The sequence below is a fragment of the Synechococcus sp. CS-1328 genome, from assembly GCF_025128095.1.
Classification (GTDB): Bacteria; Cyanobacteriota; Cyanobacteriia; order PCC-6307; family Cyanobiaceae; genus CBW1002.
This window is the reverse complement of record NZ_JAHLYT010000045.1, coordinates 41,746-58,882: the sequence shown is the minus strand read 5'-3', so window position 1 is coordinate 58,882 and position 17,137 is coordinate 41,746. Positions and strand designations below refer to the sequence as shown.

Below are 17,137 nucleotides of genomic sequence, written 5' to 3'. Positions count from 1 at the left end.
TCGGGCAGCGCAAGCCTTGGCGTCAGGTAGGACGCAGGGCAGCCAGGACAGAAATGAGGCGTTGACGCACGTCGGTATCGGCGGAAAGAAGGGGAAGACGGGGGGCACCCACCGGCCAGCCGCTGATCTCAAGGGCGGCTTTGACGGGGATGGGATTGGTGGTGCAGAACAAGGCCTTGCACAGGGGCAGCAGCTGCTCATGCAGGGCCAGGGCCCCGGCGGCATCGCCGGCAAGGAAGGACTGGATCATGGCCCTGATCTGGGGTCCGGCCACGTGGCTGGCGACGCTGACCACGCCGACCGCTCCCACCGCCAGCATCGGCAGGGTGAGGGCATCGTCGCCGCTGTAGATGGCCAGGCGATCGCCACAGAGCAGGCGCAGCTGGCTCACTTCTTCGGTGGTGCCGCTGGCAGCCTTGAAGCTGACCACGTTGGGCAGATCCAGCAGGCGCACCACGGTGTCGGGGGCCAGGCTGCAGGCGGTGCGTCCGGGGATGTTGTAAAGCATCAGCGGCAGCTGAGGTGCTGCCTCGGCCACAGCCCGGAAATGGGCTTCCAGGCCCTCCTGGGGAGGCTTGTTGTAATACGGCACCACCACCAGGGCGGCATCGGCACCCAAGGCAGCCGCGGCACGGGTGGCCTCCACCGCCTCCGCGGTGCAGTTGCTGCCGGAGCCGGCAATCAGTTGGGCCCGGCCGTCGATCGCCTCCTTCACCGCGGCGAACAGACGGTGCTCCTCCTCCCAGCTGAGGGTGGGAGATTCGCCGGTGGTTCCGCAGACCAGCACGCCATCGGAGCCATGGCTGACCAGGTGATCGGCGAGGCGGCCGGCCAGCGCCAGGTCCACCGACCCATCGGCGGCGAAGGGGGTCACCATGGCGGTGACGACCCGGCCGAAGGGCGCGTTCAACCAAGGCGATGCTGCCGCGTTCCCAGGGCTCAAGCGGCACCTCCGGCAGAAACGGGTGCCGCCGGCATGGCGGCGGGATCGCGCAGCAGCTCGGCGATCTGGATGGCGTTGAGGGCCGCGCCCTTGCGGATCTGATCACCGCAGAGCCAGAGTTCGAGCGCGTTGGGATCGCTCAGGTCCTGGCGGATCCGACCCACCGCCACCGGGTCGCGGCCGGTCACATCGGTGGGCATCGGGAAGCGGTTGGTCTCGAAGTTCTCGAGCAGTTCCACCCCGGGCGCCCGCGCCAGAAGCTGCCGCGCCTCCTCCACCGGGAAGGGCTCGGCAAATTCAATGTTCACCGCCTCGGAGTGGGCCCGCAGCACCGGCACCCGCACACAGGTGGCCGTGAGCCGCAGATCGGGCAGCCCCATGATCTTGCGGGTCTCGTTCAGCATCTTCAGCTCTTCCTCGCAGTAGCCACTGGGCTGCAGGGGGGAGTTGTGCAGGAAGAGGTTGAAGGCGAGGGAATGGGGCAACACCGTGCTCACCGGCTCACCACCGTCGAGCACCGTGCGGCTGAGGCGCTGCAGTTCCTCCATGGCACGGGCGCCGGCGCCGCTGGCTGACTGATACGTGCTCACCACCACCCGGCGGATCGGGCGCCGCGCCGCCAGCGGTGCCAGCGCCAGGGTGAGCAGGATCGTGGTGCAGTTTGGGTTGGCGATGATGCCGCCGTGGCTGAAGGCGGCCTCGGGATTCACCTCCGGCACCACCAGCGGCACCGATGGATCCATGCGGAAGGCGCTGGAGTTGTCGATCACCACGGCGCCGGCCGCGGCCGCCAGCGGCGCCCATTGCTTCGACACCGAACCACCGGCAGAGGCCAGCACCAGATCAACGCCGTCGAAAGCCTCCTCCGTCACCGGTTCGATCGTGAGGCTGCGTCCTTGCCAGGTCAGGGTCTGGCCGGCAGAGCGGGGCGATGCCAGGGGCCGCAGCTCCGCCACGGGGAAGCGGCGCTCCTCCAGCAGCTGCAGCAGCTCCTGGCCAACGGCGCCGGTGGCACCAAGGATCGCGATCCGCAGGGGGCGCTGCGGCAGGGCGGCAGAGCTGGCAGCGGTGGTGAGGGGGTGAGAAACGGTCAAGAGCGGCGGGAACGGGAGGGATCCATGACGTCAACGGCCAGAGCTGTGGATGAGAACGTGGCTGTCAACGAAAACCGGGTGGTCGATCAAGGAGCGCTGCGGGGCAGGAGCGCCGTGCCGACGCAGTTCGGGCAGGGCGGAGTGGCGGAGTGCGATCGAGGAGAGCGGCGGCAGAGGCCGGCCGAACCGGTCGACAGGGTGGGGGAGGGGAGGTTGGGGAGTGGGTGAACGTGAAGTGAAAAAACTGGCGGCGACGAATCGGATGTCGTGACCGGAGTGGGGAGCTGTCTCCAGGCTGGGCTCGAGCCGTGGCAGATGCTGCTGAGAGGTGGGGCGCCGGGGGTATGCGTCAGGCGAGGTCGCCTGAGACCAAATCAACTGCGAGCAAACAATTGCAAGCAATTAATTGTGTCGCTTCAAGAATCGCTGCAAAGGGCGATCTTGTTCAGGCGGGCTCAACCGGAATCGAGACCGTTGCTGCAGTTCCGGCCATAGGGCAAGAAGCCCGGTCCGGACCGGCAGCAGGGATATGGACGTCGTCGTCGTCCTCCGCACAATACGTGGCGCGGCGTGTCCTGGGCCACTTTCTAGGATGAGGGGCTGCCTGTTGATCCGCCCCCTTCATGCCTGCCACCGCCGAGTCCGCCAATCCCACGGACCGCAGCCCAGAGCTGACGGTCAACACCAGTCCAAGGCCCGGCAGCCGCATCGCCGTGGAGGTGGCCGTCCCTGCTGCGCGCTGCCAGGCCAGCTACGACACCGCCCTCGAGAAACTCAGCCGCAGCATCAAGCTGCCTGGTTTCCGCAAAGGCAAGGTGCCGCGGCCGGTGCTGCTCCAGCAGATCGGACCGGTGCGGATCCGTGCCACGGCCCTCGAGGAGCTGGTGGAGGCCATCGTGCAGGAGGCGATCCGGCAGGAGGCGATCGAAGCGATCGGCCGCCCCGAACTGAGCGAAGGCTTCGAGCAGCTGCTGGAGCGCTTCAGCCCCGGCAGTGAGCTCACCCTCACCCTCGTGATGGATGTGGAGCCCAGCCCGAGCCTCAAGGTCACCCGGGGCCTGAAGGCGGCAGCCGAGAGCGTGCCCTTCGATCCGGCCCGGGTCGACGAGCTGATCGAGGAGCAGCGCAAGCGACTGGCCACCCTGGTGCCGGTGGAAGGCCGCCCGGCCGCCGCCGGTGACGTGGCCGTGATGAGCTTCGAAGGCGTCTATGCCGACACCGATGAGCCGATCACCGGTGGCAGCAGCGAGACCATGGAGGTCGAACTCGAAGTTGATCGGATGATCCCCGGTTTCGTGGAGGGGGTGATCGGCATGGCCGTGGGCGAGAACCGCACGATTGAGTGCCAGTTCCCCGACAGCTACCCCCAGGAGGAGGCCCGCGGCCGCCAGGCCCGTTTCGCGATCAGTCTGAAGGAGCTCAAGACCCACGAACTGCCGGCCCTGGACGACTCCTTCGCCCAGCAGGCCAGCGACAAGCAGACCCTGGCCGAGCTGCGCCAGGACCTGGAGCAACGGCTGCAGGAGGATGCCGAGCAACGCACCCGCAACAACCGCCACAACGCCCTGCTCACCGCCCTGGTGGAGCAGCTGGAGGTGGAACTGCCGGAAACCCTCGTGCAGGAGGAGATCCGCGCCCTGATCGAGCAGACCGCCGGCCAGATCGCCCAGCAGGGCATGGACGTGAAGAAGCTCTTCACTCCCGAACTGGTACGCAGCCTGATGGAGACCTCAAGGCCGGAGGCGGAGCAGCGTCTGCGCCGCAACCTGGCCCTCCAGGCCCTGGCCGCCGCCGAAGCGATCGAGGTGGCCGCCGAGGAGATCCAGGAGAAGCTGCGGGAGGTGAGCCGCAGCCTCAGCGACAGCGACGCGATCGATCCGGAGCGCCTGCGGCTGGCGGTGACCGACGACCTGCTGCGCAGCAAACTGCTGGAGTGGCTGGAGGAGAACAGCACCATCTCCGAGGCTCCGCCGCAGCAGGAGAGCGACGACAGCCCGGCAACCGAGGCCACCACGGAGACCGATCCTGCGGCCCCGGCGGAGGCCTGACTTCCCAGGCCTGAGGGAATCCCGAACCGGCCTGAATCCACAGGCCTGGGATTCCCCATAGATTGACCGACCAGTCCGACAGCCCGGCAGCCACCGCGTGATCGACGCCCCTCTCAGCACCCTGCGCCCCCACCCGGTTCAAAACCGCTGGCAGGGGGAGCGTCCCTGGAACGGCCTGCCCAGCGTCAGCGCGGGCGGTTCGCCGATGGCCAGTCCCGGCGTGCTGCCCACGGTGGTGGAGCAATCCGGCCGGGGCGAGCGGGCCTTCGACATCTATTCGCGCCTGCTGCGGGAGCGGATCATCTTCATGGGCACCGGCATCGACGACGCCGTCGCCGATGCCCTTGTGGCCCAACTGCTCTTCCTCGAAGCGGAAGACCCTGAGAAGGACATCCAGATCTATATCAATTCGCCGGGGGGATCGGTCACGGCAGGTCTGGCCATCTACGACACCATGCAGCAGGTCGCTCCCGACGTGGTGACCATCTGCTACGGCCTCGCGGCCAGCATGGGGGCCTTCCTGCTCTCCGGCGGCGCCAAGGGCAAGCGCCTGGCCCTGCCCAATGCGCGGATCATGATCCACCAGCCCCTCGGCGGTGCCCAGGGTCAGGCCGTGGACATCGAGATCCAGGCCCGCGAGATCCTCTTCCTGAAGGACACCCTCAACGGCCTGATGGCCGACCACACCGGCCAACCTCTGGCAAAGATCGCCGAAGACACCGACCGCGACTACTTCCTTTCTCCGGCAGAAGCGGTTGAATACGGCCTGATCGACAGGGTCGTCGAGGAGGGATCGGCCACCACCGGCCAACCGGTACCGGTCTGATCTCTACCGGTTTGATCCTTAAGGACTGCCCCACCACGGGCGGTTTGCGTTGATCCTGGAGATTCGGGGTCACCCTGCCAGCCCCGGCACCCAACCCTGACCCGAACGCCCCCTGCGCGATGGCCAAGTTCGATGCTCACCTGAAGTGCTCGTTCTGCGGTAAGTCGCAGGAACAGGTGCGCAAGCTGATTGCCGGGCCAGGCGTCTACATCTGCGACGAGTGCATCGATCTCTGCAACGAGATCCTTGATGAGGAACTGGTCGACTCGCCGGCGGGGTCTGCCAGCCGCAGCAGCCCCGACAACAGCCGCAAGGGCGGGGCCAAGAAGGCTCCCAAGCCGGCGCCGACCCTGGCCTCGATCCCCAAGCCCCAGCAGATCAAGACCTTTCTCGACCAGCAGGTGGTCGGCCAGGAGGACGCCAAGAAGGTGCTCTCGGTCGCCGTGTACAACCACTACAAGCGCCTGGCCTGGCAGGGCGATGGCCAGGGAGAGACCGACCGCACCGCCACCCGGCTGCACAAGTCCAACATCCTGCTGATCGGCCCCACCGGCTGCGGCAAGACCCTGCTGGCCCAGACCCTGGCCGAGCTGCTGGACGTGCCCTTCGCCGTGGCGGACGCCACCACCCTGACCGAAGCGGGCTATGTGGGCGAGGACGTGGAGAACATCCTGCTGCGGCTGTTGCAGAAGGCCGACATGGATGTGGAGGTGGCCCAGCGGGGCATCATCTACATCGATGAGATCGACAAGATCGCCCGCAAGAGCGAGAACCCCTCGATCACCCGCGACGTCTCCGGCGAAGGCGTGCAGCAGGCGCTGCTGAAGATGCTGGAGGGCACGGTCGCCAACGTGCCACCCCAGGGGGGCCGCAAGCACCCCTATCAGGACTGCATCCAGATCGACACCAGCCAGATCCTGTTCATCTGCGGCGGCGCCTTCGTGGGCCTCGAAGACGTGGTGCAGCGGCGCCTCGGCCGCAACGCGATCGGGTTCCTGCAGGCCGACGGACGGGCTCGCCCTCGCGGCAAGGACCATCAATCCGCCCAGGTGCTGCGGCATCTCGAGCCGGATGATCTGGTGCGTTACGGCCTGATCCCCGAATTCATCGGCCGCCTGCCGGTCAGTGCCGTGCTCGAACCGCTCGATACCCGCGCCCTCAAGGCGATCCTCACCGAGCCGCGCGATGCCTTGGTCAAGCAGTTCCAGACCCTGATGAGCATGGATGACGTGCGGCTGGAGTTCGAACCGGACGCGATAGAGGCGATCGCCATCGAGGCGCACCGCCGCAAGACCGGTGCGCGCGCCCTGCGCGGCATCGTCGAGGAGCTGATGCTGGAGTTGATGTACGACCTTCCCTCCCGCCAGGACGTGAAGACCTTCACGATCAGCCGGGATCTGGTCGAGCAGCGCAGCCTGGCCAAGGTGGTGCCCTACCCCAGCGGCAATCTCGAGCGGGAGCAGAGCGAGAAGACCGCCTGACGGGGCAAGCGGCGATGGCTGCAGCTGATCATCTGGAGGTACCCCGCCAGCACGGCCTGTTCCACCACCACGGCATCGACCTGGGCGATGGCACGGTGGCCCACTACCTGGAGGGCAAGGCCATCCTGCGCAGCCCCCTGGAGGAGTTCAGCAGCGGCCAGCCGGTGAGCCTGGTGACCTATCCACCGCAGGCCTGCTCCCCGTGCGGCGTGACCCTGCGGCGCGCCATGAGCCGGCTGGGGGAGCAGAACTACAACCTGCTGTTCAACAACTGCGAGCATTTCGCCCACTGGTGCAAGACCGGCCGCCATCGCAGCGGCCAGGTGGAGGACTGGCTCCAGACCGGCAGCCGCGGCCTTCAGGTCTTCGGGCAGGCGGTGCCGGCAGCCCTGATCGGCGCCGTGCGCCTGCTGCTGCGCCAGGGCCTCAACCTCGATGCCCGGCAGCTCGAGCAGGGGCGCGCCCTGGCCCGCAGAAGCCTTGAGCAGCTCGATGGGCTACGGCTCAACCTGCAGCGGCGCCTGGAGACCGAGCTGGCCAGGGCCGAGGAACGCTGGGGCCAGGGCAGCGGCAGCGACCAGTTCGCCGCCCTGCGCCTGGCCGCCCAGAAGCTGGCCGATCAGCTCAGCGAGGTCGAGGAGCTGGAAGGGCGTCTGGAGCGACTGCTGGAGCAGGGGGGCGGCCAGTAGCCTCGAATCTTCGGCCGCCCCATCCGGACGGAACGACGCAGCGAGCGGCGATGCAGCGATCAGTGATGCAGCGATCAGCGATGCAGCGATCCATGAGCCCGCCATGAGCCAGGCGTACCAGCCGCTGCACCACAAGTACCGGCCCCAGCGCTTCGACCAGCTGGTGGGACAGGAGGCGATCGCCGCCACCCTGGGCAATGCCCTGCGCACCGGGCGGATCGCGCCGGCCTACCTGTTCAGCGGCCCGCGTGGCACCGGCAAAACCTCCAGCGCCCGCATCCTGGCCCGCTCGCTCAACTGCATCGCCCATGCGGGGCCCACGCCCGAGCCCTGCGGCGTCTGCGAGCTGTGCGTCTCGATCGCCGCGGGCAATGCCCTGGACGTGATCGAGATCGACGCCGCCTCCAACACCGGTGTCGACAACATCCGCGAGCTGATCGAACGCTCCCGCTTCGCGCCGGTGCAGGCCCGCTGGAAGGTCTACGTGGTGGACGAGTGCCACATGCTCTCCACCGCAGCCTTCAACGCCCTGCTCAAAACCCTCGAGGAGCCGCCGCCACGGGTGGTGTTCGTGCTCGCCACCACCGACCCCCAGCGGGTGCTGCCCACGATCCTGAGCCGCTGCCAGCGCTTCGATTTCCGCCGCATCCCCCTGGAGGCCCTGGAGCAGCACCTGCGCTGGATCGCCGAGCAGGAGTCGATCGGCATCACCCCCGAAGCGCTGCACGTGGTGTGCCAGCGGGCCCAGGGGGGACTGCGGGATGCGGAAAGCCTGCTCGATCAGCTCAGCCTGCTGCCCCCACCGATCGAGGCCGGTGCGGTCTGGGAGCTGCTGGGGGCCGTGCCCGAGCAGGAGCTGCTGGAGCTGGCGAGGGCCATGGCGACATCGGAGCCGCTGGGGGTGATCGACGCCAGCCGCCAGTTGCTGGAACGGGGCCGCGAACCGGGCGCGGTGCTGCAGGGACTGGCCGGCCTGCTGCGCGATCTGGTGCTGGCCGGTGTGGCACCGGAGCGGCTCGAGCTCACCAGTTTTTCACCGCAGTTCCGGCCCCAGCTCCCCGACCTGGCAAGGCAGATCGGCAAGGCCCGCCTGCTGCAGTGGCAGGCGCAGCTGCGCGGCAGCGAACAGCAACTGCGCCAGAGCGTGCAGCCGCGGCTGTGGCTGGAAGTGCTGCTGCTGGGTCTGCTGGCGGAACCCACCATCACCGCCGCCGCCGCACCCCCCAGGCCGGCCGTAGCCACGGCGACCGCGACTGCGACGGGCACGGGCACGGTCACAGGAAGCCGCGCGGGATCGGCCGAACCAGCCACCACACCCGAGCGCACGACCCACCCCACGGCCCAGCCAACCGTGAACCCGGCCGCACCGATGGCCACCACTAACCCAGCGACTGCAGCCAACCCCACGGCCATCGCCCACCCGATCGCCAGCCCTGCAGCGGCAGCAGCAGCGACAGCACCCCAGCCGAACGACACCACGACTGCCTTGCCGGAACTCTGGCAACAGATCCTGGCGGGGCTGGAACTGCCCTCGACCCGCATGCTGCTCTCCCAGCAGGCCCAGCTGGTGCGCCTCGACGGGCAGCGAGCCGTCGTGCGTGTGGCCAGCACCTGGATCGCGATGGTGCAGAGCCGCCTGCCGCTGCTGGAGCGGGCGATCACGTCCGTTGTGGGCAGTCCGCGCCAGCTGGTGCTGGAAAGCAGTGATCAGGGTCCGGCGGCCGGCGCCGAAACCAGCCCTGCCGCCGCCCCCCCATCACCAGCCCAGGCCTTCCATACCAGCGGCCGATCCGTTCCAGGCCCATCCACTTCCAGTGTGTCAGCAGCGCCTCGCCCCGAGGCGGCTCCAGCCCAGCCTGCGGCGCAGCCAGCCCGGCCTGAGGAACAGCCGGCTCTGGAACCGGCTCAGCCACGAGCAGCGCCACCCCGCCCGGTTCAGGGGCCAGCTGGCGCCATGGCCCCCGCGCCACAGCAGCAGGCCGCCAGCCTGGTGCCGCCGCCAACCTCATCCTCCCCAGGGCCAGCCACTCCCACCCCGCCGCGCCTCGACCCAGGCGCTGGCCGACTGGATGAGAAGGCGCGGCGACTGGCCGACTTCTTCCAGGGGGAAGTGGTGGAGCTGGACGGCCCCCTCGAGGGGGAGGAGCTGTCGGTTGAAAGCCTGGCGACAAGCGGGAGCGAGTCGACAGCCTGAGCTGCGCTCAGAGCCTGACCGCTTCGGGTTCGAGGCCGGGCTGATCGATCGAGCCGGCCCGGATTGCCCCCGCCGACCAGAGCGGCATTGGCGGTGTTCTACGTGCTGCGGTGCTCTACGTGCTGACGGCGTCTTCGACACTGGCGTCATCGCCGAGGTGAAGGGTCTTAACCCAGACCAGACGCTTCGGCAACACAGCCATGCGCAGGCTCACCCAGGGGATCACCACGAACCAGTGCACCAGATAGAGGATGCCCAGACCCATCGCCAGCGGACCCATGGCCGGCAGGGCAGGCCCCTCGCTGGGGCGCCGGCAGCCACTCACGATCGCCAGGCCAGAGAGACCAAGGGCCACGATCGAGAGCGGCCAGATCGTGGGCAGGGTGCGGGTGATCAGAGCGCCGGCCAGATCCGCGATCGAGACCACCGGCAGCATGTATTGCAGCAGGAAGAAGCAGGTCAGATCAAGTTTCTGGCTGAACCGGAGCGGCCCGAACACCAGGCCCTGGCCGTAGTCGAAGAAGCGTTGCAGGCCTCCTTCCGCCCAACGCTGCCGCTGGCGCCAGAGGGCGGCGAGGCTGAGCACCGCCTCTTCCTCCACCGGAGGATCCCAGAGCACGCCGATCGGCTGGTTGGCCAGCAGCAAGCGGAAACTGAGATCGAGGTCGTCGGTCACCGTGGCCTCGTTGAAGCCGCCGCAGGCCTGCACGGCGTCGCGCAGCAACAGCTGGCCGTTGCCTCGCAGCTCGGGCACACCGCCCACGGAAAGGCGACCTTCCTGGATCACCGCATCGAGGGCCATCTCCATGGCTTGGGCGCGGGTGAGCAGGTTGACAGGGCCGTTCACCACCGCCTTGCGCAGCTGCACCGCCGACCAGCCACTGGCCTCGGCGGCAGGAATGACGCGCTCCAGCAGGTCCGGCTGCAAGCCGGCATCGGCATCGAGCACCAGCATCCAGCGACCCCGCAGCAGGGTCATCACCTCATTGAGAGCGCCGGATTTGCCCCCACCCGCATCGCGGGGGCGGCGCAGCACCCGCAACAGCGGCGTGGTCTGCTCCAGCTCCCGCAGCAACTCGGGGGTGGCATCGTCGCTGCCGTCGTCGATCACCCAGAGCCGCAACTGGCCCTGCGGATAGCGCAGTTGCCGGATCCGATCCACCAGGCGACCGATCACCGCCTGCTCGTCGCGGGCGGCCACCACGAGATCCACGGCCGGCAAGTCCCCCGCAGACACGTCCGCAGAAGCCAGGTCCACCGCAGGAAGCCCAACAGAAGGCAGTGGATCAGGGGCGGATGCCCGGCCAGTCGGGGCCATCTCGCGGCTGCGGCGACCCTGACGCAGGGCCTGCAGCAGCACCGTGCGCAGGCTGTAACTGCCTAGCAGCACCGCCAGGCTGAGGGCCGGCAGAAGGCTCCGCCCCGGCGCCAGCCAATGGGGCGCCAGGCCGGCCCAGGTGCAGCCCAGCAGGAACAGAGCCGATTTGGCGCGACGATCTGTGCCATGACCGGCAGTGCCATGGCTGCCAGTGCCATGGCCGGCAGTGCTCCGGCCGGACGTGGCACTGTCGCTGGCAGTGGCACTGTCGCCGGCAGCCATGGACACCCCGTGAGTGGCCAGACTTTAAGGGTGACGCTCCGGAATCACAGGCGGAGCCTCAGACTGCAGCCCCGTCAGCGGCAGCAGCGCCGTGCCCGGGTAGTAGTGCTGCAGGATCCGCTGCAGGCCCCAGCCGCGGCGGGCCAGATCGATGGCGCCGGCCTGGGACAGACCAGCGCCATGGCCGAAGCCACCCCCCACGACGCGCCACTGGCCCGCCGTCACGGGCCGCACCTCAAACAAAGTGCTGGGCAACGTGCGCAGGTTGCGGCGGATCGCATCGAGCCGCAGCACCGTGGTGTCGCCACTGCCGACAATCTCCAGGGCCAGCACCCGGCCACTGGGCCCCCGCTGCAGCACCTTCACACTGCGGGGCTCTCCAAGCCTTGGGGCCACCCCCCGCAGAGCGGCGCTGATCTGGGCGGCGGAGAGCTGGCGCTGCCAGCGGAAGACGGGATGGTTGGCGCCATAGGCGGTCCCGCCCTGGCGGAGCAACAGGGCAAGACCCTCCGGCTGCAGCGGCAGGGGCAGGGAGGCCTGCAGGGAGGAGGGGGCGTCCACAAAAGCCTTGAGATAGGGAAGCGGCGCACCGCTCCACACCTCCTCAAAGCCCGCCGCCACACCACCGTTGGTGGCGTGATAGACGGCATGGATCGGCCGACCGCCATAGCTGAGCACCTGGTGGCGGGTGCTGGCGATCGCCTGGCGCACCGCCCCGCCGGCCTGGCGTGGATCGCCATACACCTGGCACTGGGTGTCAGCACAGAGGTGATAGCCATCCACCCGGTAGCGATGCTGATTGCGCAGCGCCCAGGTGCGCGCCAGCACCGCCTGGGCGGCCAGGGCCGCCGCCGGCGAGCCAGCTCCGATTTCATGGGGCACCACACCTTCGAGATAACGCTCCAGCGGCACCTCCTCCAGCAGCGCCCAGCTGCCGTAGGCATCGGGCTGCAGCCGGAAGGGTCCGCCGTACACCCCGTTCTGCCAGCGCAATCCACCGGGAGCCTCGATCCGGATCGGCTCCTGCAGCCGCCGCGCCCCCTCGGCCGGCCGCAGCTCCGGCAACCAGCGGCCCAGCAGCCGGCGTTCCTGCAGCCGGGGCTGGAGCCCGAGCGGCGGCAGGGCGGAGGCGGGCGCCCACACCTCCCAGTCGCCCGGGTGGGCGATCACCGCTTCCACCCCCAGCTGCCGCCACTGGTCGGCGGCCTGCTCGGCACTTTCGAAGCTGGCGAAGGGCCCAAGCACCTGGCGCCGCCAGATCCGGGGCTGGGCCAGTGTCTGCCAGCGCCAGTGCAGCACCAGATCGGCTGCCTGGACTCTGTGGCCAGCGGCATCGGTGAGGGTGAGGGCACCACGGGCACTGCGCAGCCTCAGCGGCACCGGAGCGGCGGCCTGGGTCGCCGGGGCCAGCCGGGCGGCCAGGGCCACCCAGAGGCGGGGATCGCGCGGATCGGGGTTGGGCGGCGGCGGCACGGGCCAGTGCAGCTCCGACTCCATGGCCACTGCCCCCGGCGGGGGCGGAGCGGCCGGAATTGCCACGGTCGGGGTTATCGCCTCCGGAGTGGCCGCCGCCGGGGTCGTTGCGGTTGAAGCGTGATCGGTTGGAAGCGAGGCCCGGCAGCCACCCCCGGCCAGCATCAGGGGCAGCAGCGCGCTGACCGCAAGACCCCGCAGCGGCGGTGAAGGGGCAAGGAGACGGGAGGCTGCAGCCATGGCAGAGACGGGTTGCTTGGCGAAAGGGAGGGCCGCGTCGTACTTTGCTTGTTTGCGTCCGCGCCGCGAGACATGCCGAAGCTCAAGACCCGCAAAGCTGCCGCCAAGCGGTTCAAGGTGACCGGCAGCGGCAAGTTCATGCGCCGGCGCGCCTTCCTCAACCACCTGCTCGATCACAAGAGCCCGAAGCGGAAGCGCTATCTCGGCACGATGGCCGTGGTGGATGAGCGCGACGCCGAAAACGTGGCCCGCATGATGCCTTACGCCTGAGCCAGCAGCGTCCGGCTCGCCTGATTCCTGATCCTTTCCAACCCGATTCCTCCCCATGGCCCGCGTCAAGAGGGGCAACGTAGCCCGCAAACGTCGCAATAAAATTCTTCGCCTGGCCCGGGGTTTCCGCGGCGGTAACGGCTCGCTCTTCCGCACCGCCAACCAGCGGGTGATGAAGGCCCTCTGCAACGCCTATCGGGACCGTCGTCGTCGCAAGCGTGATTTCCGCCGCCTCTGGATTGCCCGCATCAACGCCGCCGCTCGCATCAACGGCCTCAGCTACAGCCGCCTGATGGGTGGTCTCAAGAAGGCAGACGTGCGTCTCAACCGCAAGATGCTGGCCCAGCTGGCTGTGGTCGATCCCGGTAGCTTCACCAGCGTCGCCAGCGCCGTCAAAGCCTGACGGCGGCGGTCGTCCCCATGGATCTTCTTCTGCCTCAGGCCTATCTGATTGGTCTGGTGGTTCTGCTCGGCGGTGCCGCCGTTGTGGTGACACGCCAGATCCTGCGGGTACGCCGGGATGAATCAACCCTGGCCCGACTGGAGGGTCAGGGTGTTGAGCGCGATGCGGCAACCCTGTACGAGCTCGGCTCCGTTCAACTGCGCAAACGGCTGTACGGCCAGGCCGTCGACACCCTCAAGCGCGCGCTCAAACAGGTGGATGCGGAACAATCCCCCGGAGAAGCCCGCGCCTTGATTGCCAACGCGATTGGTTTCGGTCTGGCTGCGCAGGGGAATTATAAATCGGCGATTCGTCACTACGAATCCGCCTTGCGGGCTAAACCGGCTTACCCGGTGGCACTGAATAACTTTGCTTACGCCCTTGAGAAGCAGCAGAAACTCGAGGAAGCCTGTGAGGCCTACAAGCAAGCCCTGGCTCTTGAGCCCACCAACAAAACAGCCCAGCGCCGGCTGAAGCGTCTGGAGCGCAGCCAATCTGCCCTCAAGACCAGCCTTCCCAATCCGGAAGCCTGATCGGTCAGAGACGCCAGGGGCTCCCAGCCATGGTCAGTTCCAAGAACCGTGCATCTGCACAGACCGTGCGGCTTGCGAAACTTGTGTGCAGGAGCACCATCGAGCCAGCCAAACCATGGCCCTGAGGCCTAGGGGGCCATGGCCGCCGCTTGTGCAGGACGGCCGATGAGCAGGACGGCCGATGAGCAGGACGGGCTGAACGTGTGGCCTCGACCTCAGTCCGTCACCAGAGTCCGCGGATTGGTGTGCCGACGGACGCCGGGGCGGCAGGCCTGGGAGCACTGCTCACAGCCGGCTGGAGCTCAAGGCGACCCCCCATGCTGGTGAGGCGGGGCGCGTTCCAGCCACTCAGCTGAAGACCCTGCAGGCCCTGGAACTCACCACCCGCCTCCAGGCCGGCCACGTCGCACTGGCTGCAGAGCAGCAACAGATCGATCTGGTCAGACTTGGCATTGAGATTGCCCTGCACCGGCCAGGTGACGGAGCCCACGGTGATCTGGCCCCGCAGGTCGACCATCTGGCCGATGGCGGTGGTGGAGGCCAGGCGCAGATCCACGGACACGGGAGTACCGCCGAACGGCTGGTAGGTGCCGACCCAGTCCCGTGGCATCTGCTGGGCCATCACCTGGGCCCGGGCGATCGGGTCGAACGTCTCCACCGGCTCGAGCATGCCCAGGGGCCGGGAAGAGTCGTAGGGGGTGGGCGTCGTGAAGGGAACAAATTCATTCCCGGGAAGGGCCGGCGTCGCCGTGAGAGGCATGGCGGCCAGCAACAGGGCGAGCGGCATGGAATGGAGTGGATCGTGTGGCCCAAGGGTAAAGGCGGGAACCCCATCGCGATACGGTCGATGGACCAGCTCGCCCAATGCATCCGGCCGTGTCCCAGCCTGAGCCCAGCAACCCTCCGGCCGATGCCCTGGTGATCGGCGGGCGGACGTTCCGCAGCCGCCTGATGACCGGCACCGGCAAATACCCCAGCCTGGCGGCGATGCAGGCCAGCCTCGAAGCCAGCGCCTGCGAGATCGTGACCGTGGCCGTGCGTCGGGTGCAGAGCGTGGCGGCCGGCCATGAGGGGCTGATCGAGGCGATCGACTGGCAACGCCTCTGGATGCTGCCCAACACGGCGGGCTGCGCCACCGCGGACGAAGCGGTGCGGGTGGCCCGTCTGGGCCGCGAACTGGCCAAGCTGGCCGGCCAGGAAGACAACACGTTCGTGAAGCTGGAGGTGATTCCAGACCCGAAATATCTGCTGCCGGACCCGATCGGCACCCTGGAGGCCGCCGAGCAACTGGTCAAGGAAGGGTTCACCGTGCTCCCCTACATCAACGCCGATCCTCTGCTGGCCAAACGGCTGGAAGAGGCCGGCTGTGCCACGGTGATGCCACTCGGCTCACCGATCGGCTCCGGCCAGGGCATCCGCAACGCCGCCAACATCGCCCTGATCATCGAGAACTCCGGCATTCCCGTGGTGGTGGATGCCGGCATCGGCGTTCCCAGCGAAGCCGCCCAGGCCATGGAGATGGGGGCGGATGCCCTGCTGGTCAACAGCGCCATCGCCCTGGCGGGAGATCCAGCGGCCATGGCCAGGGCGATGGCGATGGCCTGCGAGGCCGGCCGGATTGCCCATGCCGCCGGCCGACTGCCGGTGCGGCAGGACGCACGGGCCAGCTCGCCGCTGCAGGGCCGGGTGGGCAGCTGACACTGTGAGTCGCACCGCCGCCAAGCGCCCTGAAACCCCAGAGCCGTGAAGTTCCATAGAGGAAGCGCGAAGCCTCCCGTGGCACTCCATAAGGTGCGTGCTCTTACCTACGCGAGGGCGTCATGCAGGTCACGGAAGAAGACGGTGGACGGCTGAACGCCTTCGCCAAGGAGCCACGCATGGAAGTGATGGAAGCGGGCCAGGGCACCAGCCGCAGCTCCATGGCCCTGATCGTGGGCGGCAGCGTTCTGGTGCTGCTGCTGGTGGCCGTGGCGGTGGGCATCAGCTGAATCCGCTGCGAGACCGCAGGGCTCGGATCCACAAACCTGCGGGTCAGGATCCGGGCCGGATGCCTGTAGTAGCTTGCCATCCGGAGCACGTGCTCGTACAGCAGGAGTCTGGCGTGAAGGTTTTCGTTCTCGGCGGCGACGGCTTCTGCGGTTGGCCCTGTGCGGTGAATCTGGCGGACGCCGGCCACGATGTGGTGATCATCGACAACCTCAGCCGCCGCAAGATCGACATCGATCTGGAGGTGGAGTCGCTGACGCCGATTGCCACGATCGGCGACCGGCTCAAGGCCTGGCACCAGGTGGGCGGCAGGGCGATGCGCTTCGTCCACCTCGACATCGCCCACGAGTACACCCGGCTGCTGGATCTGCTGCGGGACGAGCGGCCGGCGGCGGTGGTGCACTTCGCCGAGCAACGGGCCGCGCCCTACTCGATGAAGAGCAGCGCCACCAAGCGCTACACGGTCGACAACAACGTCAACGGCACCCACAACCTGCTGGCCGCCATCGTCGAGAGCGGCCTCGACATCCACATCGTGCACCTGGGCACGATGGGCGTCTACGGCTACGGCTCCCACCGCGGCGCCACGATTCCCGAGGGCTACCTGACGGTGGAGGTGCCCCAGCCCGATGGCAGCCGCTTCACCGAGAAGATCCTGCACCCTGCCAGCCCAGGCAGCGTGTATCACATGACCAAGACGCTGGATCAGCTGCTTTTCCTTTACTACAACAAAAACGATCAGATCCGCATCACCGATCTGCACCAGGGCATCGTCTGGGGAACCAATACAGACCTCACCGAAAAGGATCCGCGCCTCACCAACCGCTTCGATTACGACGGCGACTACGGCACGGTGCTGAACCGTTTCCTGATGCAGGCGGCCATCGGCTACCCCCTCACCGTGCACGGCACCGGCGGCCAGACCCGTGCCTTCATCCACATTCGCGACTCGGTGCGCTGCGTGCAGTTGGCCCTGGAGAACCCGCCTGAGGCCGGTGAGAAGGTGAAGATCTTCAACCAGATGACCGAGAGCCATCAGGTCGGCGAACTGGCCCGCAAGGTGTCAGCCCTCACCGGGGCGGAGATCAACTACCTGCCCAATCCCCGTAACGAGGCGGTGGAGAACGACCTGATCGTCGACAACCGCTGCTTCATCGAGCTGGGCCTCAAGCCCACCACCCTCGACGACGGCCTGCTGGCTGAAGTGGTGGATGTGGCGCGCCGCTGGGCGGATCGCTGCGATCGCAGCCGCATTCCCTGCGTGTCCGCCTGGACCAACAAGCAGGCTGAGGCCATCCACAGCGTGCCGGTTGCCTGA

16 protein-coding genes are annotated in these 17,137 nt (G+C 68.1%); 11 read left to right on the top strand and 5 right to left on the bottom strand.

Annotation, left to right across the window (positions count from 1 at the left end; all coding sequences use genetic code 11):
* Window positions 1-22 precede the first annotated feature (22 nt).
* Window positions 23-910 (bottom strand): 4-hydroxy-tetrahydrodipicolinate synthase, encoded by an 888-nt coding sequence (dapA, locus tag KQ310_RS07350; RefSeq protein WP_259721118.1) that lies wholly within the window; start codon window positions 908-910, stop codon window positions 23-25.
* A 29-nt stretch (window positions 911-939) separates the two neighbouring features.
* Window positions 940-2,037, bottom strand: coding sequence for an aspartate-semialdehyde dehydrogenase (locus tag KQ310_RS07345; RefSeq protein WP_259721117.1), 1,098 nt, complete (start codon window positions 2,035-2,037; stop codon window positions 940-942).
* A 623-nt stretch (window positions 2,038-2,660) separates the two neighbouring features.
* On the opposite strand from KQ310_RS07345, the gene tig reads away from it, so the two are divergent.
* From tig to KQ310_RS07320, 5 genes are all read left to right on the top strand, one after another.
* The gene (tig, locus tag KQ310_RS07340; RefSeq protein WP_259721116.1) at window positions 2,661-4,085 is read left to right on the top strand and encodes a trigger factor; all 1,425 of its coding nucleotides are present in this window, start codon (window positions 2,661-2,663) and stop codon (window positions 4,083-4,085) included.
* Window positions 4,086-4,206: 121 nt separating this feature from the next.
* Complete coding sequence (gene clpP / locus KQ310_RS07335) at window positions 4,207-4,911, top strand: ATP-dependent Clp endopeptidase proteolytic subunit ClpP (protein WP_399237905.1); 705 nt, start codon at window positions 4,207-4,209, stop codon at window positions 4,909-4,911.
* Between the two features lie 119 nt (window positions 4,912-5,030).
* Window positions 5,031-6,392 (top strand): ATP-dependent protease ATP-binding subunit ClpX, encoded by a 1,362-nt coding sequence (gene clpX / locus KQ310_RS07330; RefSeq protein ID WP_259721115.1) that lies wholly within the window; start codon window positions 5,031-5,033, stop codon window positions 6,390-6,392.
* A 14-nt stretch (window positions 6,393-6,406) separates the two neighbouring features.
* Window positions 6,407-7,081, top strand: coding sequence for a lecithin retinol acyltransferase family protein (locus KQ310_RS07325; protein WP_259721114.1), 675 nt, complete (start codon window positions 6,407-6,409; stop codon window positions 7,079-7,081).
* Between the two features lie 103 nt (window positions 7,082-7,184).
* Window positions 7,185-9,275, top strand: a complete 2,091-nt coding sequence (locus KQ310_RS07320) for a DNA polymerase III subunit gamma/tau (protein WP_259721113.1) — start codon at window positions 7,185-7,187, stop codon at window positions 9,273-9,275.
* A gap of 115 nt (window positions 9,276-9,390) precedes the next feature.
* Here the strand turns inward: KQ310_RS07320 and KQ310_RS07315 are convergent, their stop codons facing one another.
* Both KQ310_RS07315 and KQ310_RS07310 read right to left on the bottom strand, forming a co-directional pair.
* Complete coding sequence (locus tag KQ310_RS07315; protein WP_259721112.1) at window positions 9,391-10,875, bottom strand: glycosyltransferase family 2 protein; 1,485 nt, start codon at window positions 10,873-10,875, stop codon at window positions 9,391-9,393.
* A gap of 24 nt (window positions 10,876-10,899) precedes the next feature.
* The gene (locus tag KQ310_RS07310; protein WP_259721111.1) at window positions 10,900-12,588 is read right to left on the bottom strand and encodes a SpoIID/LytB domain-containing protein; all 1,689 of its coding nucleotides are present in this window, start codon (window positions 12,586-12,588) and stop codon (window positions 10,900-10,902) included.
* Between the two features lie 72 nt (window positions 12,589-12,660).
* Here KQ310_RS07310 and rpmI point away from each other — a divergent pair, with 72 nt between their 5' ends.
* Genes rpmI through KQ310_RS07295 form a run of 3 tightly spaced genes read left to right on the top strand, consistent with a single transcriptional unit; the run spans window position 12,661 to window position 13,833 of the window.
* On the top strand, window positions 12,661-12,858 hold the full coding sequence (gene rpmI, locus KQ310_RS07305; RefSeq protein WP_259721110.1) for a 50S ribosomal protein L35: 198 nt from the start codon (window positions 12,661-12,663) through the stop codon (window positions 12,856-12,858).
* Between the two features lie 55 nt (window positions 12,859-12,913).
* Window positions 12,914-13,261 carry a 50S ribosomal protein L20 gene (rplT, locus tag KQ310_RS07300; protein ID WP_259721109.1) on the top strand — a complete coding sequence of 116 codons (348 nt, stop codon included), beginning with the start codon at window positions 12,914-12,916 and terminating at the stop codon, window positions 13,259-13,261.
* 17 nt (window positions 13,262-13,278) lie between these two features.
* Entirely contained in the window at window positions 13,279-13,833 is a 555-nt protein-coding gene (locus KQ310_RS07295; protein WP_259721108.1) for a tetratricopeptide repeat protein, read from the top strand.
* Between the two features lie 223 nt (window positions 13,834-14,056).
* Here KQ310_RS07295 and KQ310_RS07290 read toward each other — a convergent pair whose 3' ends face one another.
* Entirely contained in the window at window positions 14,057-14,620 is a 564-nt protein-coding gene (locus KQ310_RS07290; RefSeq protein ID WP_259721107.1) for a hypothetical protein, read from the bottom strand.
* 89 nt (window positions 14,621-14,709) lie between these two features.
* On the opposite strand from KQ310_RS07290, the gene KQ310_RS07285 reads away from it, so the two are divergent.
* The 3 genes from KQ310_RS07285 to KQ310_RS07275 all read left to right on the top strand — a co-directional run bounded on the left by KQ310_RS07285 (window position 14,710) and on the right by KQ310_RS07275 (window position 17,137).
* Window positions 14,710-15,531 (top strand): thiazole synthase, encoded by an 822-nt coding sequence (locus KQ310_RS07285; protein WP_399237872.1) that lies wholly within the window; start codon window positions 14,710-14,712, stop codon window positions 15,529-15,531.
* Between the two features lie 122 nt (window positions 15,532-15,653).
* Window positions 15,654-15,821 (top strand): photosystem II assembly protein Psb34, encoded by a 168-nt coding sequence (gene psb34, locus KQ310_RS07280; RefSeq protein WP_259721105.1) that lies wholly within the window; start codon window positions 15,654-15,656, stop codon window positions 15,819-15,821.
* Between the two features lie 113 nt (window positions 15,822-15,934).
* Window positions 15,935-17,137 (top strand): NAD-dependent epimerase/dehydratase family protein, encoded by a 1,203-nt coding sequence (locus tag KQ310_RS07275; RefSeq protein WP_259721104.1) that lies wholly within the window; start codon window positions 15,935-15,937, stop codon window positions 17,135-17,137.

Excerpts from the sequence above, each read along its gene's own strand:
- tig (WP_259721116.1), top strand. The coding sequence starts at position 2,661 with ATGCCTGCCACCGCCGAGTCCGCCAATCCCACGGACCGCAGCCCAGAG.
- clpX (WP_259721115.1), top strand. The coding sequence starts at position 5,031 with ATGGCCAAGTTCGATGCTCACCTGAAGTGCTCGTTCTGCGGTAAGTCG.
- KQ310_RS07325 (WP_259721114.1), top strand. The coding sequence starts at position 6,407 with ATGGCTGCAGCTGATCATCTGGAGGTACCCCGCCAGCACGGCCTGTTC.
- KQ310_RS07320 (WP_259721113.1), top strand. The coding sequence starts at position 7,185 with ATGAGCCAGGCGTACCAGCCGCTGCACCACAAGTACCGGCCCCAGCGC.
- KQ310_RS07315 (WP_259721112.1), bottom strand. The coding sequence starts at position 10,875 with ATGGCTGCCGGCGACAGTGCCACTGCCAGCGACAGTGCCACGTCCGGC.
- KQ310_RS07310 (WP_259721111.1), bottom strand. The coding sequence starts at position 12,588 with ATGGCTGCAGCCTCCCGTCTCCTTGCCCCTTCACCGCCGCTGCGGGGT.
- rpmI (WP_259721110.1), top strand. The coding sequence starts at position 12,661 with ATGCCGAAGCTCAAGACCCGCAAAGCTGCCGCCAAGCGGTTCAAGGTG.
- rplT (WP_259721109.1), top strand. The coding sequence starts at position 12,914 with ATGGCCCGCGTCAAGAGGGGCAACGTAGCCCGCAAACGTCGCAATAAA.
- KQ310_RS07295 (WP_259721108.1), top strand. The coding sequence starts at position 13,279 with ATGGATCTTCTTCTGCCTCAGGCCTATCTGATTGGTCTGGTGGTTCTG.
- KQ310_RS07290 (WP_259721107.1), bottom strand. The coding sequence starts at position 14,620 with ATGCCGCTCGCCCTGTTGCTGGCCGCCATGCCTCTCACGGCGACGCCG.
- psb34 (WP_259721105.1), top strand. The coding sequence starts at position 15,654 with ATGCAGGTCACGGAAGAAGACGGTGGACGGCTGAACGCCTTCGCCAAG.